Here is a 23,823-nt window from a genome sequence, read left to right as displayed (position 1 = left end):
ACCTGGTCGATTCTTTTCTCGTTCTGCCTCATGCTCAATCGCTGGCACCTTGTCCTGCGGCCAACCAAGACAGGCGGATGGGGCGGATGCTTCGCTGGGTAACCGCCACCCAAACTCAGCGATATCACGCTCCCTACCACACTTCTGGCGATGGGCATCTATACCAGTCTCGCATTAAAATTTTTCCGATTCAGAATGACGCTCACGTTTTGGTCTCTGGTCTCCCATCCGTCCCCGAGGAAGACCCCGAAAACGTCCGTGGCAATAAAACGTTCCCTTTCACCCGCCGCAGAAATCATTCGACATGCTAGTGCGCGTCAGGTCGATCAATGAGAATGAACTCGTTGATAGATTTGCCGCTAAAAAATGGAGGGCTGATGTCCAGGATGGTGGAACAGCATCGTGAACCTGAGTTTGAGCTTATGATTTGTTGTTCCCGTAGAGTAATCTCTGCGGCAACAGCCCGGCGAATTGTAACACTCCTTCATTCTGAACTAGATTGGGGGCGGCTCGTCGCGATTGCCGAGTCTCATGGTGTCATGCCACTCGTTCATCGTGGTCTAATGCAGATTGATTCAGAGTTAGTGAATTCATGTTCGATGTTGCATATGGCCGCAAAGTGCAGGGAGATCGCTGCCGGAAATCTTTTTTTGGCAGGCGAGTTGCTTCGGCTTATTAAACTATTTCAAGACAATGATCTTGCGATTATTCCGTTCAAGGGTCCGATGTTGGCGGCGAGCGCCTATCAAAGCGTCGCGTTACGACAGTTTGGTGACTTGGATATTCTCGTGGCAGAGGAACGCTACAGAAATGCCAAGGAACTGCTAAGCGATCACGGATTCAAGCTTTTGTTTGATTTGGGTTGGGAATGTCATTTCGCGAAACACGAAGTCGGAGTTGGCATCGACCTGCACCGCCGTCTTCTACCTGCCATGTTTCCATTTCCGTTTGATTTTGCGACTTCATTGCGTCGCCTTGAGCCAATCCAACTGTTTGGTTCCGAGACTCTTGGGCTTTCCGCACCTGATAATCTTCTCGTTGTATGCGGGCAATTGGTCAAGGATGCCACTGAAAACAAGGTTCGGTTAGAGCAAGTGTGCGATATCGCGGAATTGGTTTCTTCGACAGATGACTTGGATTGGACAGGCTTGATGGATAGGGCCAAAAAGATGGGGTGCATGCGAATGCTCTCTCTGGGAGTGCTGCTTGCATACGAGTTACTCGATGCGCCAGTACCCGACTCTGTTATACTTACGATGAGTTCGGATCGCTCCGCCGGGATTTTAGTTAAAGAAATAGAGAAGCAGCTCAGCGATCGTGGGGGCAGGCCTTCCTATTCGCGAAACAGTTTTCTGCAACGCGCTCGATTTCATTGCCGGACAAGAGAGCGATTGCAAGACAAAGCATTTACGTATTGCTACCGTGGTATTGTGTGGGTGTTTGGTCCGAGTGAGAACGAACAACGAATTCTTCCGTTGCCTGAGAAATTGCGTTTCTTACACTCGGTTTTGAGACCGTTTCGATTGTTGGTGAAGTATTTTTTGGGAAAATATGGTCTCAATCCATTCCGGCGTCCACTCTAAGGTTCCCACGCAAGTCATTTTTCCCTTTGCACGATGGAGTGGACTGATGCGGGTATTGATGTCGCTGCCGATGAAATACAAACGCACTTTTGAGAAGCGTCAGTTTCGTTTCGTACTTCGTGCGATGAGTGCCGTATTTTGGTTGGGGCCGTGGCGTGCATCGGCGATTCGCTACTTCCAATGGCGTGATTGCAATCCCAGACTGCCGCAGGGATGCAATTCGATGTTCCCCGAGTTCAATGTCGCCAGTCACGTCGTCGCACTCAATGCGAAGGGCTTTGCTGCTGGGCCTCGATTGTCGCAGGACCGTGTGGACGAGCTGCTATCAATTTGCTCCGACACAACGGTTTCCCACTACGACAATCCGCACGTGTATTGTGCTGTGCTGCGTGAACTCATTCTCGATCCATTCGTGCTAGCGGTGGCGCGACAGTATCTTGGTGCCGAACCACGCCTTTATCAAACCTTGTTGTACTGGACCTTTTCACCGACTGATGAACAGAGCCAGGAATCAAAACGAGTGGAAAAGAGTCGTTTTCACTACGACGTCGGTGACTTCAAATCGCTTCAGTTGTTTTGCTATTTAACCGATGTTGACGCCCATAGTGGACCCCATGTGGTCATCCTTGGAACACACAAATCAAAGTCTTGGCTGCGGATGATGCGACGCTGTCTTGACGACCGCAAAGCGGAACTACGGTTTGGCAGCCGAATTCATACCGTCTTGGGAAAATGTGGCACAACATTTTTCGAGGACACTGTGTGCTACCACAAGCATTCGTATGGTGAACAGCCGCGACTCATGCTGCGTGTCACCTTCGTACTGCAGCGGCGTTCGCGAACAGCGCTACTGCCGGAGGTTGTGCAGTGCACGACGGAGGAGCTTCGACCATTGGTCGCAAGCTCAGATGTAGATCTTGGGCGTACCACGTGACTTTGGGGCTTTCATCGTAATTATGGGGACTTATTGTGCGTTAGTCTCTCGATTTGAGATCCGCCCACGAGGAAGACCCCGAAAACGCTCGTCGCGCAAAAAAGACCTCCATTCTCTTTCCTGACGGCGGAGCGTAGTGGACGTGGCTACACGTTCTGCTGGGTATCCAACTGCCGGGACGTTTTTCCTCCGTGTCGGTGGCGGTTGGGATCTTTAGCAAGATCCACTACGAGGGGGCGTAGTGGACGTGGCTACACGTCCCGCTGGGTATCTAACCGTCGGAACGTTTGCCCTCCGCGTCGATGGCGGACGGGATCTTTAGCAAGATCCACTACGGCGGGTCGTCGTGGACGTGGCTACACGTCCCGTGGGTATCCAACTGCCGGAACGTTTTTTCATCGCGTCGGTGGCGGTCGGGATCTTTAGCAAGATCCACTACGAGGGGTCGTAGTGGACGTGGCTACACGTCCCGTGGGTGTCCAAAAGCCGGAACGTTTTTCCTCCGCGTCGGTGGCGGACGGGATCTTTAGCAAGATCCACTACGAGGGGGCGTAGTGGACGTGGCTACACGTCCCGTGGGTATCCAACTGCCGGGACGTTTTTTTCGCATCGGTGGCGGTTGGGATCTTTAGCAAGATCCACTACGGGGGTGTGCGTTAGAATGGTTGGATGTGATGCGCTCCCGTTGCTGCGGCGACGCGAACGATCATCCGCCATTGCCTCTTCAGGATCCTGCCCGATGACCTCCTTTTATAACGCGTTAATCATTACCACTTTGACGACCTTCTTGACTTGCGTGTGTCACGGGCAAGAAACGTCAAAGCAGGAAGCGGCCGATGAGGCTCGTCCCGCCAACCGGCTTGCGGGGGAATCGAGTCTTTATCTATTGCAACATGCTCACAACCCGGTTGATTGGTATCCGTGGGGCGAAGAGGCGTTTGAGAAGGCCAAGCGTGAAAACAAGATGGTGTTTCTGTCGGTCGGCTACGCCGCGTGCCACTGGTGTCATGTGATGGAGCGTGAATCGTTCGTCGATCCTGAAATCGCGGCACTACTAAACGATCGCTTTGTTTGCATCAAAGTGGATCGCGAACAGCGTCCGGATGTCGATCAGATTTATATGTTGGCGGTTCAGATTGTCAGTCGTGGCAATGGTGGTTGGCCGATGTCGGTGTTCTTGACGCCCGACGGTAAACCGTTTTGGGCAGGAACGTATTTCCCAGCGAGAACTGGCGATCGTGGTCAAGCGACGGGGTTCATGAGTGTCTTGAAACAAATCGACGAAGCTTGGACGACACAGCGTGATGCAGTGCAAGCCCAAGCGGACGCATTGACTTTGATGATCAAAGCAAACCGCAGCGGAGTGGCCGAGGAGGAATCGGAGGCAGCCGCATCGGCACTGAACCGGAACTTGATCGACCGAGTTGCCGAGGCACTTAAAGAGCAATTTGATCCCGTCTATGGCGGTTTTGGTTACTCCGAGACGCAGCCGAACCGGCCAAAGTTTCCCGAACCCTCGAACCTGTATTTTTTGATGGACCGAATCGAACGAGAATCGACATCCGAGGAAGAGCGGGAGGCGTCGCTGAAAATGTTGACACGAACGCTTGATGGAATGATCAGCGGAGCGATGTTCGATCATATCGGAGGCGGGTTTCATCGCTACAGCGTCGATCGCCAGTGGCAGATTCCTCATTTCGAAAAGATGCTGTACGACAACGGCCAATTGGCATCGGTGTACGCACGCGCCTACAAAATCACGAAGCGTCAAGAATACCGCGACGTGGCCATCGCCATCTGTGATTTCGTGCTGCGTGAACTGAAGTCCGATGACGCGACATTCTACAGTTCGCTTGATGCGGATTCCGAAGGCGAAGAGGGCAAGTTCTATCGCTGGAGCAAAGAGGAAATCGAGGCACTCGAAAAATCGTTAAGTGGTTTCGGCGAGTTCGCCTCGGTCTATCAGTTACGCGAGAAGCCCAATTTTGAAGGCGAGTTCTTTGCGCCAGAGCCCAAACGTTCGCTGACCGAAATTGCAAAACAGAAAGGGCAGTCGTATGAGGGGCTGCGAGATTCGCTTCAGAGCGTGAAAGACGAGTTGCGTTCGATTCGTGAGCGACGTGAACGGCCGCTGCGGGACGAGAAAGTGTTGGCGGCCTGGAACGGGTTGATGATCGCGGGGCTTGCCGACAGTGGCCGACTGCTTGATCGGCCCGACTACGTCGATGCAGCCCAAAAGGCAGCGGATTTCATACTCGCAAAGCTTGCGGCCGACGATGGAGTTCTGCGACGCGACTACGCCGCAGACGCCAAGAAATTAGAGGAGTATCTCGACGATTATGCGTTCTTTGTCTCGGGGCTGATCGCACTGCATCGAGCGACCGGAGACGCAAAGTGGATCGATGCTGCCGAGTCGCTGACCGAGAAGCAGATCGAGTTGTTCTGGGACGAAAAGGTGGGCGGATTTTTCTTCACGACCGCTGAGCAATCGCTGTTGATTGTGCGGATGAAAAATCCCAATGACGGTGCGTTGCCGGCCGGAGCCAGCGTGGCTGGCGAGAATCTGCTGTATTTGAACAAGCATTCCAAGATGTTTGCCGAGCACGATTATCTCGGCAAACTCGCCGTCGCAGCGGCGGCAGTGGTCAAGCAAAATCCAGCCGCGGCACCAAGGATGGCCGCCGTGTTAGCGGACTACATCGAGTTGGAGTGATAAAAAGTGGGATAGGCTTCTAGCCTTTCATTACATCCACGACAGGCTGGAAGCCTATCCCACATTGGATCAACGACATTGCCCTAGAACGGGGCGTCGTCTTCGTTGGCTTCGTCGAACGCGTCGTTTGCTGAACGCGAGACCTTTTCGGTCATCGTGCCACCGGCTCCGCCGCCATCGCCCACCAGCCGGAACGATAGTGCTTCGGCGTTCAGGAAGTATTTGGCTTCGCTGTGCTCGTCCTTTTGCCAGCGACGTCCGTTCAGCCGGTAGGTCACTTCGATTTCGTCGCCGACCTTGATGTCATCGACGGCGTCGCAGCCATCTTTGATAAATTCGAGCGGAACGTAATTGGTAAAGCTTCCCTTTTCTTGTTCGAGCACAACAAGACGCTTGCGAAAACCCTTGTTTCCATAGGTCTTGGTGTCTTCGATTAAATGGACTACGCCGCTGACTTTCGAGTCGCTCATACCAAACCGCTCAATTCGTATTCTTCTAAAAACTTCAAAATTCGTGATACCGATTGCGCCATTATGGTGAAAGCCACCATGATCTGGCAACCGTCCGCAATCACGAGAGAATATCGTGAACGACGTGGCCGTGGACATCGGTCAAACGAAATTGTCGGCCTTGGTATTTGTACGTCAATCGCTCGTGGTCGATTCCCATCTGGTGCAGGATGGTGGCGTGCAGATCGTGAATGTGCACCGGATTTTCAGTCAAGTTGTAACCGTATTCGTCGGTTTCACCGTACGAGATTCCCGGTTTGATCCCCCCGCCTGCCATCCAAATCGAAAAACAGCGAGGGTGGTGATCGCGACCAAAGCTTTTTGCAGTCAATTTGCCTTGACAATAATTCGTGCGGCCAAACTCGCCCCCCCAAATCACAAGGGTGTCTTCGAGTAGCCCGCAGCGTTTCAAGTCTTTGACCAATGCGGCCGATGCTTGATCGGTCGCCGCACATTGCCGAGGCAACCCGGATGGCAAACCGCCGTGGTGATCCCAACCTTGGTGGTAGAGTTGGACAAAGCGAACGCCCCGCTCGACCAACCGGCGTGCTTGCAAGCAATTCGCGGCGAACGTTCCGGGGTTTTTCGAATCCTCGCCATACAGTTCAAATACCGACTCGGGTTCATCCGAAAAATTGGTCGCATCGGGAATCGAGTTCTGCATGCGAAATGCCAATTCGTATTGAGCAATGCGAGTTTCGACATAAGGATCCGCGCCGTTGGCGAGTTGTCCTTCGTGCAATTGGTTCAGTGCGTCCAGCGCAGCCCTGCGGCTTTGGCTGTCAATTCCATCGGGATTGCTTAAATACAGCACAGGGTCCTTGCCGCTGCGGAATTGGACCCCCTGATGCTTGCTGGCCAAGAAACCGTTGCCCCAAAGCCGCGACGACAACGGTTGGCCTTTGCCGTTTTTGGAAACCATCACAACAAAGGCGGGCAAGTCCTGGTTTTCGGTACCCAGCCCGTAATCCATCCACGCTCCCATGCTCGGCCGCCCCGGGAATTGGCTGCCGGTTTGCATGAACGTGACGCCGGGGCCATGATTGATTGCCTCGGTGTACATCGATTTGACAACGCAGATGTCGTCGGCAATCCCGGCGGTGTGTGGCAGCAAGTTGCTCATCCACGTGCCGTTTTCGCCGTACTGTTGAAATTGAAACGGCGATCCGACCAGCGGTAAACTCGATTGGTTTCCGCTCATCCCCGTCAACCGTTGTCCGCCCCGGACTTCGTCAGGCAATTCGCTGCCATGTTTGTCGTTGAGCAGCGGTTTGTGGTCGAATAAATCCAATTGCGACGGTGCACCCGATTGAAACAGAAAGATGACCCGTTTCGCTTTGGGGGCATGATGCAGGGCTTTGAGGACTCCGCTGCTGCCTGATTGCGACGCCGCTTCAGTGTGCAGCATCTGGCTTGCCGCCAGTGCTCCGAAACCCATTCCCATTTGACTGAGCATGTTGCGGCGATTGAGTCCAAAACCGCTTGTTTGGTTCTTGTTCATGGCTGGTTATCGCTTCATCACGCAAAGGTCAAAATTCATCAAAGTGCTGACAACCACGCTGGTTGCCGCAATTGCCGCTTGGTCCATCTCTTCGTTGATTTCCGCATCGCCGATGGCCAAAAATTGGCGTGTGCGATCACCGTGCTCACGGAAGTAATCCAATTGAGTTTGGTACAGCGTTTGTAACGTGTCGAGTTGAGCTGGGTTTGGTTTGCGGCTGGTCGTTTTGCGAAACGCGTCGATGAGAATTGCGGTGGTGTCATCGCCGTGCAATTGGATTAGCTTTTCCGCAGTGACCCGCCCCGCTTCGATAAACTGAGGCCCATTCATCAATACAAACGCTTGCAGTGGCGACGATGTGCGTTCTCGCTTGACTTGACAAACGTCGCGTTTGGCGGCGTCCAACGTCATCATCGTGGGGGCCGGACCGGTCCTTTTCCAATACGTGTAAAGACTGCGGCGGTACAAGGCATCGCCGCTGTCTCGTTTGGAAGGACTAAACGATTCTTCGATGTCATAGGGTTTCACAGGAGGCCCGCCGAGGGTCGGAACCAAGCGTTCGCTCATCATCAGCACGCTATCACGAAGCATTTCAGCGGGCAGTCGATAGCTGGGGAAGCGTGACAGCAACCGATTTTCAGGATCGGACGCAACTGCTTGGGGATCAGGATTTTGACTCGATTGCCGATAGGTGGCCGAAGTCACAATTAACTTCAACATCCGTTTGATGTCCCAGTCGTAATCCATGAATTCGACGGCTAACCAATCGAGCAGTTCTGGATGCGTCGGCGGTGCGCCTTGGCTGCCAAAGTCCTCCGGGGTCCGCACGAGTCCTTCGCCGAAGCAGATTTGCCAGAGCCGGTTGACGGCAACACGACTGGTCAACGGATGGTCGTCCCGCGTCAACCACTGGGCCAAACCGAGACGATTGCGCGGAGCATCTTCGGGAAAGTCCAGCAGGGTGCCTGGCGTGCCCGGTTGGACTGCCTCGCCACGTTGATCGTACACGCCACGCTCAAGTAGGTAGCTTGGTTTTGGTTCAGGCAATTCTTGCATGACCATGATCTCCGCGACAGCGTCCTGGACTGCGCAGCGGTTCTTGCGAGCTTCCTTCAATTTCAGTCGAGCTTGGTTTACTGTTTCGTCAATGCGTCTTAAATAATGGTCGACAAAAACGTCGGTTGTTTTGACCGCCGGTTTCGCGTCGGGGGAAATCGTTGCGAAGAGCCGCTGGATTTCCAATTGGGTTAACACGGTGTCGTAAACTTGAAATTCGTCGACCGAACCGTGTTTGAATCCGTTGTCACGAAATCGTTCCCCGATGGCGATGTTGTCGCCGCCACCACCGGTGATGTTTTTGGTCAGTGCGTCACGAACGGTTTCCGTTTCGACTTGTTTGCCGTCGACGTAAATGGCCAATCCCGCGGCGGTGCTGGATCCATCGTTACAAACAACCACATGGATCCACTCTTTAGTGGGAATCGCATCGACGCTGCGGATGCTGATCGCATTGCCAGGCCAAAAGTGGATCAGCGACCAGTTGAGCCGGCCTTCGTCAATCAGCAGTTCGTAGCCGCGGCTGGCGGCGTCGGTCCAAGCACGCGAGCGATGAAAGATCACGGCTCGCTCTTTGACGTCGGGTGTTTTGATCCAGCACGAAACTGAAAACGGTGCAAAGCGAGAAAAATTGCCAACCTTGGTGTCGATCGGGTCGTCACCGGTCAGCGTCACCGCATGGCCGACGACACCGTCGGTATGCTGATTGGGGGCGGTCGGTGCGTCCTCGAAATCGAGAGCCAAGATCGGTTGGGCAAGCGGAATTTCAGTGACGGTGGATTCAATTTCACTCGCCCATTTTTCTGCTTTCGCTGTGCTTGAGGCCATCGCGTTTTCAAGCGTTTGCAAGGCAGCGTCCACAGCAGCGGCGGTGGATGCGAGTTGTTCTTCTTGCGTCGCGGTTGGCAGCGGCAACGTCGGAGTGGGGATCGCGTTAGTGAAATACGAATACAAGCCGGCTTCGGCAATGTTGTCAAAAAACGCGGACAGCTGAAAGTATTCCTTTTGTTTCAGCGAATCATATTTGTGATCGTGACAACGGCAACATTCCATCGTCAGTCCCATGATTCCGGTTGCAACCGTTTGGGTGCGGTCGGCGATCGATTCGATACGAAATTCTTCGGGGACGCTGCCCCCTTCGCACTCTTGCGGATGCAATCGATTGAAGGTGGTTGCCAAGATCTGATCGCGAGTGGCGTCTGGCAGCAAATCACCGGCAAGTTGCTCGGTAATGAATTGGTCGTAGGGCATGTTTTGATTGAACGCTCGGATCACCCAATCTCGCCAAGGCCAAACGAATCGGTCACGATCGACTTGGAAACCGTACGTATCGCTATAGCGTGCCACGTCAAGCCAATCGGCAGCCATGCGTTCGCCATAGGTTTCCCGCTTCAGTAATCGATCCACCAAGCGTTCATAGGCATCCGCGGATTGATCCGCCAAGAACGCGTCGATTTCCTCGATCGTGGGCGGCAATCCGGTCAGATCAAAGGTGACACGGCGAATCAACGTTTCGCGGTCAGACTCCGGTGCGAATGAAAGATTGTTTTTGGCAAGTTTGGCTTGGACAAAAGCATCGATCGGGTTGTAGGTTCGCTGTCCCTCGCTGTGCTCGGGGACCTCAGGGCGCCGGGCGGCAGCAAACGACCAGTGGCCTTCGTATTGGGCGCCTTGGTCAATCCACTGCCGTATGGCTTCGATTTGTTCTTCGCTGAGCGAGCGTCCCGAGCTGGCCGGCGGCATGCGATGATCTGGGTCGTCCGAGATAATTCGCAGATAGACGTCGCTTTGGGTCGCATCGCCGGGTTCGATCGCGTACTCCTTGGCACCTGCTTCGGTGTCCAATCGCAGATCGGCTTCGCGTGATGCCTCGTCAAATCCGTGACAATGAAAGCAATTTTCCGAGAGGATCGGGCGAACGTCAAAGTTGAATCGCAACGGGGCAGCGGATCCCGACGGATCTTTGGCCGAGCCGGTGCTTGCGACCGCAACCCATGCGACTGCAAAAAGAAACACGCTCGTCGCGAAACGAAAGACTGCAACAACGTTCATAAGTTTCCTGCTAGCGGGGGCAGTCAAGACTCTTTTGGGAGTGGGAAATGATCGATAGCGATTGCAAACGGGGCAATCCAAAGATCAAATCAAGACGGCACGCCAATCCAGCACCAGCAGAGTTGGCACTGACGCAGGTAGCCCTATCAAGAACGGGCAGGCGGGGCGAGATTCGTTGGTAAATCTCTCCCTCTACGATAGTAATCCGAGGCTTGATCGTCAAGAAAAGACGTTGGTGATGACGGTGAATCGTCGCTGCTAATCGAGCAACTGGTCGGCCCATGGCGTCTCAGACGATCCGAATCCAACTCGCCCCAGGATTGGAATCGGGCTGTAGCGGGCGATCTCGGCTGCATTTTCGTCTGCCGAGGCGTCGAGGTTTTCCGACGTATCGCAGAGCACAATCCCCGCTGGCGTTAGCCCGCCATGGATCGCCGCAGTGCAGGTCGCCAGCGTTTGATGGATCACCCCCAAGCGATTCGCGGCAACGATGACCAGTTGGACAGGCGCCATTTTTTTAGCCAAGTCGAGGTTCAAGATGCCGTCGGCCAACGGGCTGAGCAGTCCTCCGGCGCCTTCGATGATCGTGACGTCAAATCCGCTTAGCCAAACTGCCGCGGCTTGGTGCAGTTGATCCGCGTCGACGGACTTGCCTTCGGCCGCAGCGGCACGTGTGGGAGCCAGCGGGGCGCGAAACCGCTGCGGGCAAACTTCGTCAAGCGAGCGAGGGTTTCCGGCGGCGTTCCACAAGTTCCGCGCGTCGGCAGCAACGATTTCCGCCCCGCTTTCCGCTGATTCGGCATGGCAATCGCTGGCTACCGGCTTGTAGACGCCCACCTGCATGCCAGAATGTCGGTAGTGCTTTGCCATCGCACACGCGACGAAGGTTTTTCCCACATCGGTATCGGTGCCGGAGATGAACAATCGGCGTGTCGGTCGAACGCCCGATTCGGACGACGGGTGGACCGTCGTTGGTTGAGTTGGATTCATGTTAGCCCCTTATTAATTTTTTGGATGCAGTGCTCGTGACACGCAACGTCAAACTCGGACTCGTGCAAATGAAAGACGCTGGCTCGAAGTCAGCGATGATCGAAAACGCTTCAAAGTGGATCCGCGAAAGCGCCAGCCAAGGAGCTCAGATCATTTGTTTGCAAGAGTTGTTCAATGGACCCTATCCCTGTCAAAGCGAAGACCATCGGATGTTCGATTTGGCGGAAACGATTCCCGGCGAATCGACCGAGGCGATGGCGAAGCTTGCCAAGGAACTCGAGGTGGTCATCGTCGCGCCGATCTTCGAAAAACGTGGTCCTGGACTGTACCACAATACCGTCGTCGTGCTCGATGCCGACGGGTCGATGGCGGGCGTGTATCGCAAAATGCATATCCCCGATGATCCCTTGTTCTACGAAAAGTTCTACTTCACGCCAGGTGACTTGGGGTTCCGGCCGATCCAAACACGCTTTGCCAAACTCGGGGTCGGTATCTGCTGGGACCAATGGTTCCCCGAAGCGGCTCGGTTGTTCGCGCTCGCTGGCGCCGAAATTCTGCTGTACCCGACGGCGATCGGATGGATCCACGAAGAGAAGGAAGAATTTGGTGCCGGTCAACGAAGTGCGTGGCAAACCACGATGCGAGCCCATTCGATTGCCAACGGGATTTGGTTGGGGGCACCAAACCGAGTTGGGATCGAAGATAATCTCGAGTTTTGGGGATCCAGCATCATTGTGTCGCCCCGCGGCGAAGTGGTGGCCGAAGGTGACCAGAGCGAAGGGCTGCTGATCGCCGATTGCAACCTGGACGAAATCGATGTCGTCCGCACGCATTGGCCGTTCCTTCGCGACCGGCGAATTGACGCGTACGGCGGGCTGCTGAATCGATGGAACGACGATCCACCGTTCACGCGCCCCGGCTGAGCCAGCGACGGCACGCTTCGTCGCATTGAATATGAAGGCTGATCGTCGCGGAAGTCGTCAACGGATTGTTGATTGAGTGAAGTTTCCTGCGGCAAGGGGTGTATGATGGACTTCTTAGTTCGTCAATGGCTTGTTGATTGAGTCCAAATGCAAATCGCAATGGTGAGCCGTGGGCCGTAAGGCGCCGGGTCGTGCGTGGGACCCGGCCGCTGACGCGTCGCGGCTCAATAATCAACAAGCCGTCAACGGCTTTCGATCCACACTGAGGGCCCCCGAAACTCTTGGCGAGTTCCGCTACGGAATGCTTTCTAGCAGGGGCGCAAACTGGTAACAGAGGATTTTGCCAATGTTTCCTGGCTAGCTGTTGCCGTTGTCTGAATCGTCCAGGCCGTAGTCTTTGATTTTTTTGTGTAGCGTGTTGCGGTTGATGCCAAGCATTGCGGCGGCTTTGGTTTGCACGCCACCGCATGCGGACAACACCTGCACGATCAATTCTTTCTCAACTCGGTCGACCACCAAGCTGTGCACCCCGCCTTCGTTGGTGTCGGCTTCGCCAAGCCCCTTCATCACCACTTCGCGAGTCAGTTCGTTCATGTCGCCGATGGGTTTTTCGGTGCCCACGGCAACATCGGGGTTGGTGACGCAAAGCGGCAGCAGGTCGAGCGTCAATTCGTCGGTTTCGGACATCACGACGGCGCGTTCAATATAGTTTTGCAGTTCGCGCACGTTGCCGGGCCAATGGTAATCCTGCATCGCTTCGAGCGTTCCCGGCGCGATGTGGACCACGTAGCGGTCATTGATTTCGTTGTAGTGTTCCAGGAAGTAGGATACCAACGCGGGAATGTCTTCGCGACGACGTCGTAGCGGCGGAATCTCCACAGGCACAACGTTAAGACGCCAATAAAGGTCTTCGCGGAACCGTTCTTCGCGAACTTCGTTCATCAGATCGCGATTGCTCGCCGCGATGATGCGAACATCGGTGCTAAAGGTGCTGGTATCGCCAACCCGTTCAAATTCTTTCTCTTGCAGCACCCGCAGCAGTTTGACTTGCAATGTGAGTGTGGTGCTGTTGATTTCGTCAAGAAAAATTGTGCCACCTTGAGCCGCTTCGAATCGCCCGGCGCGGTTGGCAACCGCCCCGGTAAACGCCCCGCGAACATGCCCAAAAAGTTCGCTTTCAAGCAAACTTTCGCTCAAGGCACCGCAGTTGACTCGCACAAAAGGGGCGCCGCTGCGATGGCTAAGTCGATGGACTGCGCTGGCAATCAGTTCTTTCCCAACCCCGGTTTCTCCAAGAATCAACACCGAAGCATTGCTGGGGGCGACACGACGCGTGATGCGATAAACCTGCTGCATCGCTGGCGAATTGCCAATGATGCCTGCGATCGGTGGCTCTCCGGGACCGTTTGGGGATATGCCGAGCATCGCCATTGAAGATAAGTTGGTGTTTCTCAGTCCGGCGACAATCGCCGTTCAAAGCCTCTACTTATAAGATATCTTCGACGCCGCCCCGTCTTGGATCTCTAGAAAATTGCTTTCGTTTCCTAAAAATAGCTTGCCGACCCAACTTTGGGTAGGCGATACCGTTCGGAGGCGGGCATCCGCAAAACATCGGCGACGTGGACCCCGAGATTGCCTCTAAGGTTGGGATCTTCGTTGTTCCAATGCAGCGATGCCAGTCTGCCGATACAGTTCGCGGTCCAGCTGTGTCAATTCAGGCAATCGATTACGAAGCGCGATCGCGTCCAACAGTTCGGCATAGGCTTGCGGAGACGACGGAGGCGTGGGCATCCAACGGATCGCAGCGGACCAGCGATCGCTGTTAATGGGGGCGACGACGTCACCAAAGAATACAATCGGGACTGCTTCGCCAATGGAATGACGGCGAACGCGATCGATCAACTCAATCGGACTCGCATCGGCTAGGTTGGTTTTGCTGACAATCAAACGAAGATCGCTGCTGCCAGCCACCGCTCGTTCGGCTCCGGCCACTGAGTGCGCAATCCTAACTGCGAAGCCAAGTTGCTTCAGGATTGTTTCTTGCGCCAAAATCAATTCCGCCTCGGTTTCCACCAAGATTGCCATCGGTAGCGATTCGAGCGACGCCATCTCATGCAATGTTTTCAGCACCAAACTGCTGCCGGGATAGTCGTATTGAACTGGCATTGCTGCAATCACCGTTGCCGCTTCATAGCGAATGCGGGGCTCGGCCGAGATCGCGGCCATGACCAATGGTGACGGGTTGGGGGCGGCCGATAGCAACAAATCATTTTGCTGGGAAGCGTCCGATAGCGAACCGATCAAACGCAGCACGCCGACTGCGGCAGGGACATCGCCGCTATCGACGGCATTGGCCAGGATGCCAACCCAAGCAGCGGACTGTAGCGTCGCCGCGAATTCGGACGCAAACGATTCGAGCTGTGTTTTGTCACCCCAATCGGGATCTAAGATCACGCGGTAGCTCAGCTCGGCTGCCACGACTTCGTTGGCGACACTGCGTGGCAGCGACCCGATTCGGCGCAGGCGTGCGGCCGCATCCGCGGCGTCGCGGTAGGCAGCAAGCATCGTTTGGACTTCGCGAAAATCGACACTCTTGCGATCCGCGTTCACGCTCCACAAGATTCGTGTTTGAAAGTCGTTGTCAACCGTTTTGACCGTCTCGCGTAAACGCTGTAATCGGTTGGCTAAGAAATCAATTCCTGCAGCCGTATTGATCGTGCCTGCGGATGCATTTCGTAATTGGGTTGTAGCAAAATCGATTTCGTTCTGCGTGGAATCCGCTGCCAACAATGCGGTGACCAATTCGTTCGTCGCCGCCTTGCGATTGATTCGCACCAAGGCCTTCAGCGCGGCTAGCCGTTCTGGAGGTGTGCCGTACAGGGCAAGTTGCCGTAGCGCGTCGACGCCTCCATCACCCAACCGCAACATGGTTCGCAAAATGTCGTCGCTAGGGGCTGGCGGCGAAGCCGAAACGACGCTGTTGACCATCGCTCGGATGGCATGATTTCCGCCGGCAAGCAGCGTTCGTATCGCATCAATTCGGACGTCAACCGAGGCGGCATCCAGGCGGTCGATCGCCGTGGTCAACCGCGTTTCGGACTGCGCGTTGGCGGTGGCAGCCGCAGAAAGTTTTTCAACAAATTTGCGAGCCGGCTCCTCGAGTTGTTCCGAGCGAACCATTTTTAGCCGTAGCGAGGGCTCGATCTGAGCGGCCATGGCCGCCAAGACGGAATCGTCGATTTGGCGAGCCGCCGCTTCGCTGAGCAACGTGTTTGCCTCGCTCCAGCGGCCCACGCGGACCAGTGCCGAAACCGATTCAGCAAGCTGGATGTCGCCACGTCGGGCCTTGATTTGCAGCTGTTCGCTCAACGGATCCGCAGCCGCTTCGCTCGCCGGATCGTCCGCCGCAGCGGGCTCCGGAGCCGCGTCCAGGGCATCGCCGAATAGGGGGGGATCGGCAGGTACGTCAAAGAACCCGTCTTGGGCGACAAGATTTTCAGACCATGGGGCGGCCACAATCAAAGCGGCAACCAAGGGAACCAGGGCGATGGCGCGGGGGAAACAGAACATGTGGACCGTAGGTGGATTGCAGGATGAACGCCGGGCGACACGCTCATATGATAATCAAGAAAATCGGCGACAACGGCGGATTGCCTGAGACGTCGTCGCGAGCCGGGTTACTGCGGGGCGTCGAGCGACTGGACCAACTGCTGGCGAAACTCCCATTCGGGCGAATCTTCCGGGGCGTCCGCCAATCGTTCGATTTCGTCGAGCATCCAATTGCGGTAGTTTTCTTGGTACTGCAGTGCTTCCTCTTCGCCCGGCAGCGACGCCAGCGGAGGACGTGCGTCCTTGGCTCGCTGTAGCTTCATCAATTTGCGGTCCATCTCCAACGCCATGGCGACATATTGTTCGGACCGGCGTGCTTGGTCGAGTGACGGATCACGTGGATAGGACACGGTCGCGGTGGCCATGTTCTCGTCGATCGAGGCGACGTTCGCGTCTTGCGAATGCCGCATGGGAATCGTGAACGCCCAAACAAGGATGCCACTTGATACCGCGATGGACAGCCATATCCAACGCATGGGAGGTCGTTTCTCGAGAGCCGGGAGCGAGGTCGTTTCGATCGTTTCGGGGGTCATGTTTTGCTGCACCAGAGGCGACAGTGATCGCGATATTGTCGCAGGTTATTTCGTCAAAATGGTGGGTAGGTTATTTGCAATCTCTTCGAAGATCGCAACGAGCTGTTCACCGTTATCGGCGTGATAATGTTTACCACCTCCGGCCGCAGCGACTTGTTGCATTCGTTTTTGGTTTGCACCACTGCCAAACGTGACGGTGTGAATGGTCAGCGGATAGTTCGATGCAAAGTAGTTTGCCACTGTTAGCGGATCGGTGCCGCGGTTATGGTTGCCATCGGTCATCACGACCATCGTCTTGGCGGCGTAGGGACGTGCGGCGGAATCCAATAATGCTTGGATCCCCGCTTGCATTCCGTCTCCGATCGCCGTGTTTCCACCGGGATTGATCGCATCGACCGTGGTCCGGATTTCGCTGAAATTTTTGACCAACCAAACGTCTAGCGAGGCATCCGAGGCATAACTAGCCACCGAGACTTGTTCCTCTTGGACCGTGGTGTCCAGCACGTTCAAGAATGCATCCACTGCGATCACCAGTTCCTGCCACGGCTGCATCGGGCAATCGGGCAGGTTGAAAAGGTCTTGCCAAACCCATTGGTAATAGGTCATTTGGTTGTAGCCCGCGGCATAGTCATAGCTCGTCGTGGTCTTTACTTTTCCGTTCCCTTTTCCATTTTTGTTGCCTTTGGTTGTCACCGTTTTGGTCATCACACCGGCTGCCACCGCAGCTTCTTTGGCCAAGTCAGAGTTAGGATCCATTCCCTCTGGCCAATCAAAATTTAAGTTCGGAACCATCGATCCACTGCGATCCAAGATCAACGAAATATCGCGGTCGACCTGCATGGCCACCGATTCTTGCCGAGGACCAAAGTCGCTTGCGTTGAGTATGCCAGGGATGACAAATGGCACACGACCCGACAGCGATCCTGTGTCACGACGTCCGTTGACACGAACGGCACTGGCGATCAACGCCCCGCTTTGCACGGCTGCCGTGGGTAGTTTTTGGAATTCGTAGCGGCCGGTTAAGCCGTTGGGCTGCGTGGTGATGCCGAATTCAATCTCGTTAGCGGAATCTTCGCTGCGAATCTGCAGCGGTTGTCCGTCCACGTTGTTCAACGCCGCAGTTGCAACTGCGGCCATTTTTGCGGCTTCGACCGTTTGGTGTTCGCTAAATGCACGGCCTCCGGCACGCGCGGCCGCATCAGTAGCGACCATCAATTCGGTGCGGTTCAGTTGCATCTGCGCGCTATTGATACAGAACGCCGCAAGCAGTGCCAACACGGGCAGGATCAGCGCCATCAGCGCGAAGACGTTTCCGCGTCGTTGTCGATGCGATCGTGCAATCGAGGCGGCGAAGATGGTTGAAACGGTGCGATGAGAAAATCGTGTGGTCATGGGATGATCGCAGCGAGAAACGATAGGTGTGTGGGAATTAACTCAATCAATGGCGTCGGTGTTGCGAAGCGTTATTGTTCATAGAACCCTTCGTAACGCTCCGTTTTCATAACCGCTTGGGTTTCGATCGTTGTATTGGGTAAGAACATCGGCGTGAACATCGCAATCGCCTGCAGATCCACGCTGACCGTGACGGTAATCGTGGGCGCGTCAAAAGTGACGTTGCTGACGGTAACGTCGTAGCCGCTGTCATCAAGCAGCGAACCCATAATACGATCGGCCTCCGCCACGGCTTCCTCACGCGTGGCTCCCGGAACCATCGCGGTACGGGCGGCATAGTAGGCAGCGTCCTGCGCCAAGTTGCGAGCCATGTTCATCCTCGCAAATTCCATGCAGGTAAAGATCATGACAAACATCAGATTCGCCACGATTGCAAATTCCACCATCGCAGCACCATCGCGTTTTTGACGCGGTCCGCGACGTTGGGGAGCGGTTCGAATTCGGTGGCGTTTCATGAAAACAAGTGCGATTGAAAAATTGAAGGGAGGCTTGGCGTGACGTCTATTTTTTTCCGAGGTTCTGGTATTCTTTGCGCATCGTGACGCTGGTGGTCATCGTCATATCGTCAAACATGCTCGAGGCAACCAATAGATTGCCAGCACATGGAACCGTGACCGTGATGGTCACGTTTTCCAGCGTGTCGGCGTTGTCGAATCCAGGCGAACTAAAGGTGACCGAGGCACTGCCGTTGTGTTGGATGTTGCGTTGGTCCAAGAATTCGATCACGCGACTCGTTGCATCGCTGTTGGTGTAGCCTCGGCCGACACCGCGGCGAGCGCCTTCGTAGGCGGCAAGCGTGATCGATTCACGCAGAAACAGCATCGAACAAAGATCGATCGTGCCCAGCGTCAGGACGAGCAGCACTGGGATGCATACAGCAAATTCAACCGAGGCAACGCCGCGGCGTGGGCGCCGTCGCATTCCCAGCCGACCGCGACGTGGCGGGCGAGTTTCGGAGGTGCATCGTTTAAACATGGCTATCAAAGACAAAAGGACGTTGCCGGTTCACAAAGCAAGGATTCCGGCTCTACTGGAAACCTAGTGCGCAATCCTCCAGCAGGCGTTAAATTTGTAAGATTTTTCTTGTCTTCGCGTGTTTCGTGTGCTTGGCCCCCCTGCAGGGTGTGTGTTGATGGGGCGACGGGAAACACGCCTCATCCTCGGGGAAATCGTCGTTTTGCGAGGTGGCCGCCGCGACGTCACCAGGATGCTCAAGGCTAGAAAAAAGGTTCACTTCTTAGGCGACTGCTGAGAATCGTGAACCCGCAAGGACCTTCCAACGTCTATTCTTAGTGTATTGCGAACACTAACTGAGATAAGAGCATGGGCGAAACCTTTCGCGGTGACGGATCGTTAGCACTGCTGACGGATCTTTATCAACTGACGATGGCGTATGGCTATTGGAAGACACAGCGGCACGAACGCAACGCGGTTTTCCATTTGTTCTTTCGCTCTCATCCGTTTAGCGGTGGCTACGCGATCATGGCGGGATTGGGGCCGCTGATGGAAACGCTCGACGAGTTTCGTTTCACTGCCGATGACATCGCATATCTCAAGACGCTTCGTGGCAATGATCATCAGCCACTCTTTGCGGAACCGTTTCTTCGCTATTTGAGCGAACTGCGGTTGAGCTGCGACATTGACGCGGTGCCTGAGGGGACCGTGGTCTTTGCGAATGAACCGCTGCTGCGAGTTCAGGGTTCGATTTTGCAATGCCAGATTCTCGAAACGTTGCTGTTGAACTGCATCAATTTCCCGACCTTGATCGCCACGCGTGCCGCACGGGTGTGTCAGGCGGCTGGCGACGATACGGTGCTCGAGTTCGGGCTTCGTCGAGCGCAAGGGAACGACGGTGCGATGACCGCTTCGCGTGCGGCGTATATCGGTGGATGTCATGCGACTAGCAACGTGTTGGCGGGAAAGTGTTACGACATTCCCGTCAAAGGAACTCATGCTCACAGCTGGGTCATGTCCTTCGACGGAGAACACGAGGCATTCGCGGCCTACGCGAGCGTCATGCCGAACAATTGCATCTTTCTTGTCGACACCTATGACACGGTGCACGGAGTCGCCAATGCCATTTTGGTGGCGATGGAATTGCGAAAGCAGGGACATGAAATGATTGGGGTGCGATTGGATTCGGGCGACATGGTCGCGCTGAGCCAAAGAACGCGTGCGATGTTAGACGCCGCGGGATTGCCGGATGCCAAGATTGTGGCCAGCAACGATTTGGATGAACACCAAATCCAACGGCTAAAACGTGATGGAGCTAAGATCGATATTTGGGGCGTCGGCACGCGACTGGTCACCGGCTATGAGCAGCCTGCACTGGGCGGCGTCTATAAATTATCTGCGATCGTCGATTCGGATGGGCAATGGCACGACCGTGTGAAGTTGTCCGAGCAGTCGGTCAAGACATCGAATCCAGGGATCCAGCAAGTGCGGCGATATCGCAACGCGGATCAAGCCGTCGCCGACGTTATCTACGACATCCGTGATGGAACAGCAACCTCGCCTCGCATGGTGCCAATCGGCAGCGACGAGATGCATCTTTTTGACGAAGATGAATTCGAAGGGGATTGGCAAAGCGAAGACTTGCTGGTTCCTGTGCTTCGTGGTGGTAGCCGAGTGGGCCAATGGCCAACGATTCATCAGATTCGCCAGCGAACAAAGAAACAGTTGGCCATGTTTTCCGATGACGTGCGTCAATTGGTTGAGCCGGCGGTCTATCCAACCGGATTGGATGTGCAGTTATTTGAAACAAAACGCAGACTGATTGCGACGGCATCGCCGTTTCATGGGTAGGGTTTTTTTACGAAGAGATCTTGTATGTCGTACACCTACGAACATCCACGTCCCGCATTGACGGTGGATTGCGTGGTCTTTGGGCTGAGCGATTGCTCGTTGAATGTGTTGTTGATCCAGCGTGCAAATCCTCCGTTTCAAGGGCAATGGGCGATTCCGGGCGGTTTTGTTGACATGGACGAAGCGCTTGACGATGCCGCTCGTCGTGAACTGCAGGAGGAAACGGGAATCAAGAATCTATTCATCGAGCAGTTGTATACGTTTGGCAGCGTCGATCGGGATCCCCGCGGACGTGTCGTCTCGGTAGCCTACATGGCGCTGGTTCGGCAAGCGGATTATCGCCCCCAACATGCGGACGACGCAGCCGATGCCGATTGGTTTGCGGTCGATTCGCTGCCCGAATTAGGATTTGATCATCAGCAGATTTTAGCCATGGCGCATGATCGAATTCGTAGCAAAGTGCAGTACCAGCCGATTGGATTCGAATTGCTGCCGCGTAAATTTCCCCTGCGAGATTTGCAGCGGCTTTATGAAATCATTTTGGATCGTGAGATCGACAAGCGAAACTTTCGCAAAAAGATGCTAAACATGGATGTGTTAGAAGAGCTTGACGAGTTCGAGCAGAACGTATCACACCGCGCGGCTCGCTTGTATCGATTCAACCGTCGCAAGTATCAGCAGCGTCTAAAGGAAGGGTTCCATTTTGAGATCTAAGCGTGAAGCGTTGATCCTTGTCGATATTCAAAACGACTTTTTGCCGGGAGGTGCCTTGGCGGTCGCCAAGGGTGACGAGGTGATTCCGGTGGCTAATCGATGTGTGCCTGAATTCGACAACGTGATCGTGACCCAGGATTGGCATCCCCCGAACCACTCGAGCTTCGTCAGTAATCATCCAGGACGTCACGTCGGTGATGTCGTGAAAGTAGGCGATGTCGATCAAGTGTTGTGGCCCGATCACTGTATTCAGCTATCCGAGGGTGCGGCGTTCGCCGATGCACTGGAGATCCGCTGTGACGTTGCCATTTTTCGAAAAGGGACTGACGCTGCGATGGATTCCTATAGCGGGTTCTTTGACAATGGTCACAAACACGCCACCGGACTCCATGACTATCTTCGTGAACATCAAATCGAGCGTCTGTTTGTCATGGGGTTGGCGACCGACTATTGCGTCAAGTTCACGGCGCTGGATGCCGTGATGCTAAATTTTGAGACGTTCCTGCTGATCGATGGATGCCGTAGCGTCAGTCAAGATCCGATTCAGGTGGATGAAGCGATCGATCAAATGCAGGCGGCGGGCGTGCAAATCATCCACAGTAATGAAATCTTTTCTTAGGCATCACAGATGATCTCGCTTGGGCCCACTGACGAAAGGGTTGCCGCGATAGAAGAAACGCAAACGCTCGTCGATCGCCTTGCTGATCCCAATGCGTGGCGTGGCATGGATGTCGGCCGCAGGCGATGGAGTTCTCGGGGGGGCAATCAAGATGTTTCGGTCGGTCGTCAAGTCGATGCCATCATCACTGCGGTCCACCGCAATCGCCTGGCAAAGCATCGCGGGGCCGCGAGTCAAACGTTTCAGGTCTTGCGTTTGACGGTTGCTTTGCATTTGTTCGATTCCCCACACAGGTTGGATCGCGCGGATCAATACCGCACTGCCACGACCGGAGCTTTCGGTGACGGCATTCATACAGTATTTCGCATGAATGGGATAAACGTACAATGTGCCGGCGGCCGAAAACATCGACGCGTTGCTTCGGGTCTTCCCGCGTGCACTATGGCTGGCAGCATCGCTGTCGGCTAAATAGGCTTCCGTTTCCACAATGATCCCACCGACCCATTGCTGATTCGTACGTCGCATTAGGCATTTGCCAAGCAATTCTCGAGCGACGATTTCAGTCGGCCTCGCATAAAATTCGCGAGTTAAACGGTTTTTTTGAAGTGGCAATTTTTTCATGACAGCTAACACGCGTGCCTTCGCAGCACGTTGGATCTTTCCCATTTCGCATCCGCCTATTCATGGTGGATGGGTTCGCATGGATCGTCAACAGATCGTCGAGGTGGGACAGGGACCGCCGCCTGCGGATGCCGAGGATCTCGGCGATGTCGCGTTGCTGCCGAAATTGGTCAACGCCCACACGCACCTCGAATTTTCGGATTGCGAGACTCCGATTGGCGAACCCGGCATAGAACTGTACCAATGGGTCGGCAAAGTCATCGCCGCGCGTCAATCCACCACGGTTGCAGCAAAAGCTTACGCCATTATCAAAGGCTTGAAAGAATCGTCCGAATCCGGAGTCGGGCTTGTCGGCGAAATCGCCACGCTTCCGAGCGAATACCCGATACCGGATGGTTCTCAGCAACAAGCCCCTTTCCCAGAACTCGTCACGTTCGCCGAGACGATCGGGTTGTCAACACAACGCGGCAACGAGCGGTTTGAGCTCACCGAGCATCATGTTCAAACCCAGCCCCGTGGTGCAATCAGTCCGCATGCACCCTATTCGACCTCTCGACCGCTGATCCAGCGATGTGTCCAATTGGCGTGTGAAAGTCAACGTCCATTGGCGATGCATGTTGCCGAATCGCCTGCCGAACGAGAGTTGCTCTGTGGCGGGTCAGGACCGTTTGCCGAGACGCTTCGGCAATTGGGAGTTTGGGATGCATCGCTGTTCCCATGGGACGATCAACCGTTTCGTTGGTTGATCGATCTGCTGGCCAAGGTGCCGCATGGTTTGCTCGTGCATGGCAACGATTTTCAGCCAAGCGAAATCGAGCAAATCGCCAAGCATCCATCGCTAAGTGTTGTCTATTGTCCGCGGACGCATCACTTTTTCCGATACAAGCCGCATCCGGTCGGCGAGATGTTGGCCCGCGGGATTCGCGTCGCCCTAGGAACCGATTCGCGAGCCAGTAATCCTGATTTGAATCTTTGGCGAGAGGTTCAGTTTTTGCTAAAGCATCGTCCCGACATCGATCCCGAAAAGGTGCTCGGTATGGGGACCATCAATGGAGCCAATGCAATGGGCAGGTCAAAACAGGGACGATTGCAGCCCGGTTCGTTGCCTCAGTTCAATCTGATTCCTACCACGGCCAATACGTTGCAGGGTGTGTACCGAGACATGGCTGAGCAACCGCTACAGCCCGGGCTTTGATGGGGGCGTTCGCC

19 protein-coding genes are annotated in these 23,823 nt (G+C 54.9%); 8 read left to right on the top strand and 11 right to left on the bottom strand.

The features are described from left to right. Positions 1-335: 335 nt before the first annotated feature. The 3 genes from ABEA92_RS12340 (at position 336) to ABEA92_RS12330 (ending at position 5,230) form a co-directional block, all read left to right on the top strand. A complete protein-coding gene (locus tag ABEA92_RS12340) occupies positions 336-1,583 on the top strand; it encodes a nucleotidyltransferase domain-containing protein (RefSeq protein WP_345684136.1) in 1,248 nt (415 codons plus the stop codon). A gap of 46 nt (positions 1,584-1,629) precedes the next feature. Then, the gene (locus ABEA92_RS12335) at positions 1,630-2,517 is read left to right on the top strand and encodes a phytanoyl-CoA dioxygenase family protein (protein WP_345684135.1); all 888 of its coding nucleotides are present in this window, start codon (positions 1,630-1,632) and stop codon (positions 2,515-2,517) included. A 739-nt stretch (positions 2,518-3,256) separates the two neighbouring features. Beyond that, positions 3,257-5,230 (top strand): thioredoxin domain-containing protein, encoded by a 1,974-nt coding sequence (locus ABEA92_RS12330; protein ID WP_345684134.1) that lies wholly within the window; start codon positions 3,257-3,259, stop codon positions 5,228-5,230. A gap of 83 nt (positions 5,231-5,313) precedes the next feature. Here the strand turns inward: ABEA92_RS12330 and ABEA92_RS12325 are convergent, their stop codons facing one another. The 4 genes from ABEA92_RS12325 to bioD all read right to left on the bottom strand — a co-directional run bounded on the left by ABEA92_RS12325 (position 5,314) and on the right by bioD (position 11,338). Then, positions 5,314-5,700 (bottom strand): DUF3127 domain-containing protein, encoded by a 387-nt coding sequence (locus tag ABEA92_RS12325; RefSeq protein ID WP_345684133.1) that lies wholly within the window; start codon positions 5,698-5,700, stop codon positions 5,314-5,316. A gap of 100 nt (positions 5,701-5,800) precedes the next feature. After that, positions 5,801-7,240, bottom strand: a complete 1,440-nt coding sequence (locus ABEA92_RS12320) for a DUF1501 domain-containing protein (protein WP_345684132.1) — start codon at positions 7,238-7,240, stop codon at positions 5,801-5,803. Between the two features lie 6 nt (positions 7,241-7,246). Further along, on the bottom strand, positions 7,247-10,348 hold the full coding sequence (locus ABEA92_RS12315) for a DUF1553 domain-containing protein (protein WP_345684131.1): 3,102 nt from the start codon (positions 10,346-10,348) through the stop codon (positions 7,247-7,249). A gap of 258 nt (positions 10,349-10,606) precedes the next feature. Next, entirely contained in the window at positions 10,607-11,338 is a 732-nt protein-coding gene (bioD, locus tag ABEA92_RS12310; protein WP_345684130.1) for a dethiobiotin synthase, read from the bottom strand. Positions 11,339-11,373: 35 nt separating this feature from the next. Here bioD and ABEA92_RS12305 point away from each other — a divergent pair, with 35 nt between their 5' ends. Beyond that, positions 11,374-12,261 carry a carbon-nitrogen hydrolase gene (locus ABEA92_RS12305; protein ID WP_345684129.1) on the top strand — a complete coding sequence of 296 codons (888 nt, stop codon included), beginning with the start codon at positions 11,374-11,376 and terminating at the stop codon, positions 12,259-12,261. A gap of 357 nt (positions 12,262-12,618) precedes the next feature. Here ABEA92_RS12305 and ABEA92_RS12300 read toward each other — a convergent pair whose 3' ends face one another. From ABEA92_RS12300 to ABEA92_RS12275, 6 genes are all read right to left on the bottom strand, one after another. After that, positions 12,619-13,692, bottom strand: coding sequence for a sigma-54 interaction domain-containing protein (locus ABEA92_RS12300; RefSeq protein WP_345684128.1), 1,074 nt, complete (start codon positions 13,690-13,692; stop codon positions 12,619-12,621). 207 nt (positions 13,693-13,899) lie between these two features. Beyond that, on the bottom strand, positions 13,900-15,831 hold the full coding sequence (locus tag ABEA92_RS12295; RefSeq protein WP_345684127.1) for a hypothetical protein: 1,932 nt from the start codon (positions 15,829-15,831) through the stop codon (positions 13,900-13,902). 107 nt (positions 15,832-15,938) lie between these two features. Then, positions 15,939-16,346, bottom strand: coding sequence for a hypothetical protein (locus tag ABEA92_RS12290; RefSeq protein ID WP_345684126.1), 408 nt, complete (start codon positions 16,344-16,346; stop codon positions 15,939-15,941). A 102-nt stretch (positions 16,347-16,448) separates the two neighbouring features. After that, on the bottom strand, positions 16,449-17,795 hold the full coding sequence (locus tag ABEA92_RS12285; RefSeq protein WP_345684125.1) for a vWA domain-containing protein: 1,347 nt from the start codon (positions 17,793-17,795) through the stop codon (positions 16,449-16,451). Between the two features lie 71 nt (positions 17,796-17,866). Next, complete coding sequence (locus ABEA92_RS12280; protein WP_345684124.1) at positions 17,867-18,310, bottom strand: TadE/TadG family type IV pilus assembly protein; 444 nt, start codon at positions 18,308-18,310, stop codon at positions 17,867-17,869. A 46-nt stretch (positions 18,311-18,356) separates the two neighbouring features. Continuing rightward, positions 18,357-18,830: a TadE family protein gene (locus ABEA92_RS12275; protein ID WP_345684123.1), complete on the bottom strand. Its 474-nt coding sequence runs from the start codon at positions 18,828-18,830 to the stop codon at positions 18,357-18,359. Between the two features lie 348 nt (positions 18,831-19,178). Here ABEA92_RS12275 and ABEA92_RS12270 point away from each other — a divergent pair, with 348 nt between their 5' ends. Genes ABEA92_RS12270 through pncA form a run of 3 tightly spaced genes read left to right on the top strand, consistent with a single transcriptional unit; the run spans position 19,179 to position 21,993 of the window. Then, entirely contained in the window at positions 19,179-20,660 is a 1,482-nt protein-coding gene (locus ABEA92_RS12270; RefSeq protein WP_345684122.1) for a nicotinate phosphoribosyltransferase, read from the top strand. Between the two features lie 24 nt (positions 20,661-20,684). After that, the gene (locus ABEA92_RS12265) at positions 20,685-21,374 is read left to right on the top strand and encodes an NUDIX hydrolase (protein WP_345684121.1); all 690 of its coding nucleotides are present in this window, start codon (positions 20,685-20,687) and stop codon (positions 21,372-21,374) included. Then, on the top strand, positions 21,364-21,993 hold the full coding sequence (pncA, locus tag ABEA92_RS12260) for a bifunctional nicotinamidase/pyrazinamidase (protein ID WP_345684120.1): 630 nt from the start codon (positions 21,364-21,366) through the stop codon (positions 21,991-21,993). The genes ABEA92_RS12265 and pncA overlap by 11 nt, the downstream gene beginning before the upstream one ends. A gap of 3 nt (positions 21,994-21,996) precedes the next feature. On the opposite strand, the gene ABEA92_RS12255 is transcribed toward pncA, so the two are convergent. Then, on the bottom strand, positions 21,997-22,614 hold the full coding sequence (locus tag ABEA92_RS12255; RefSeq protein ID WP_345684119.1) for a DNA-3-methyladenine glycosylase: 618 nt from the start codon (positions 22,612-22,614) through the stop codon (positions 21,997-21,999). Between ABEA92_RS12255 and ABEA92_RS12250 the strand changes: the two genes are divergently transcribed. Beyond that, entirely contained in the window at positions 22,613-23,809 is a 1,197-nt protein-coding gene (locus ABEA92_RS12250) for an amidohydrolase family protein (protein WP_345684118.1), read from the top strand. The genes ABEA92_RS12255 and ABEA92_RS12250 overlap by 2 nt on opposite strands. Positions 23,810-23,823: the final 14 nt, after the last annotated feature.

It is taken from the genome of Novipirellula caenicola (assembly GCF_039545035.1).
In the GTDB taxonomy this organism is placed as follows: Bacteria; Planctomycetota; Planctomycetia; order Pirellulales; family Pirellulaceae; genus Novipirellula; species Novipirellula caenicola.
The sequence above is the reverse complement of the archived record's forward strand: the minus strand, read 5'-3'. Positions and strand labels throughout refer to the sequence as shown.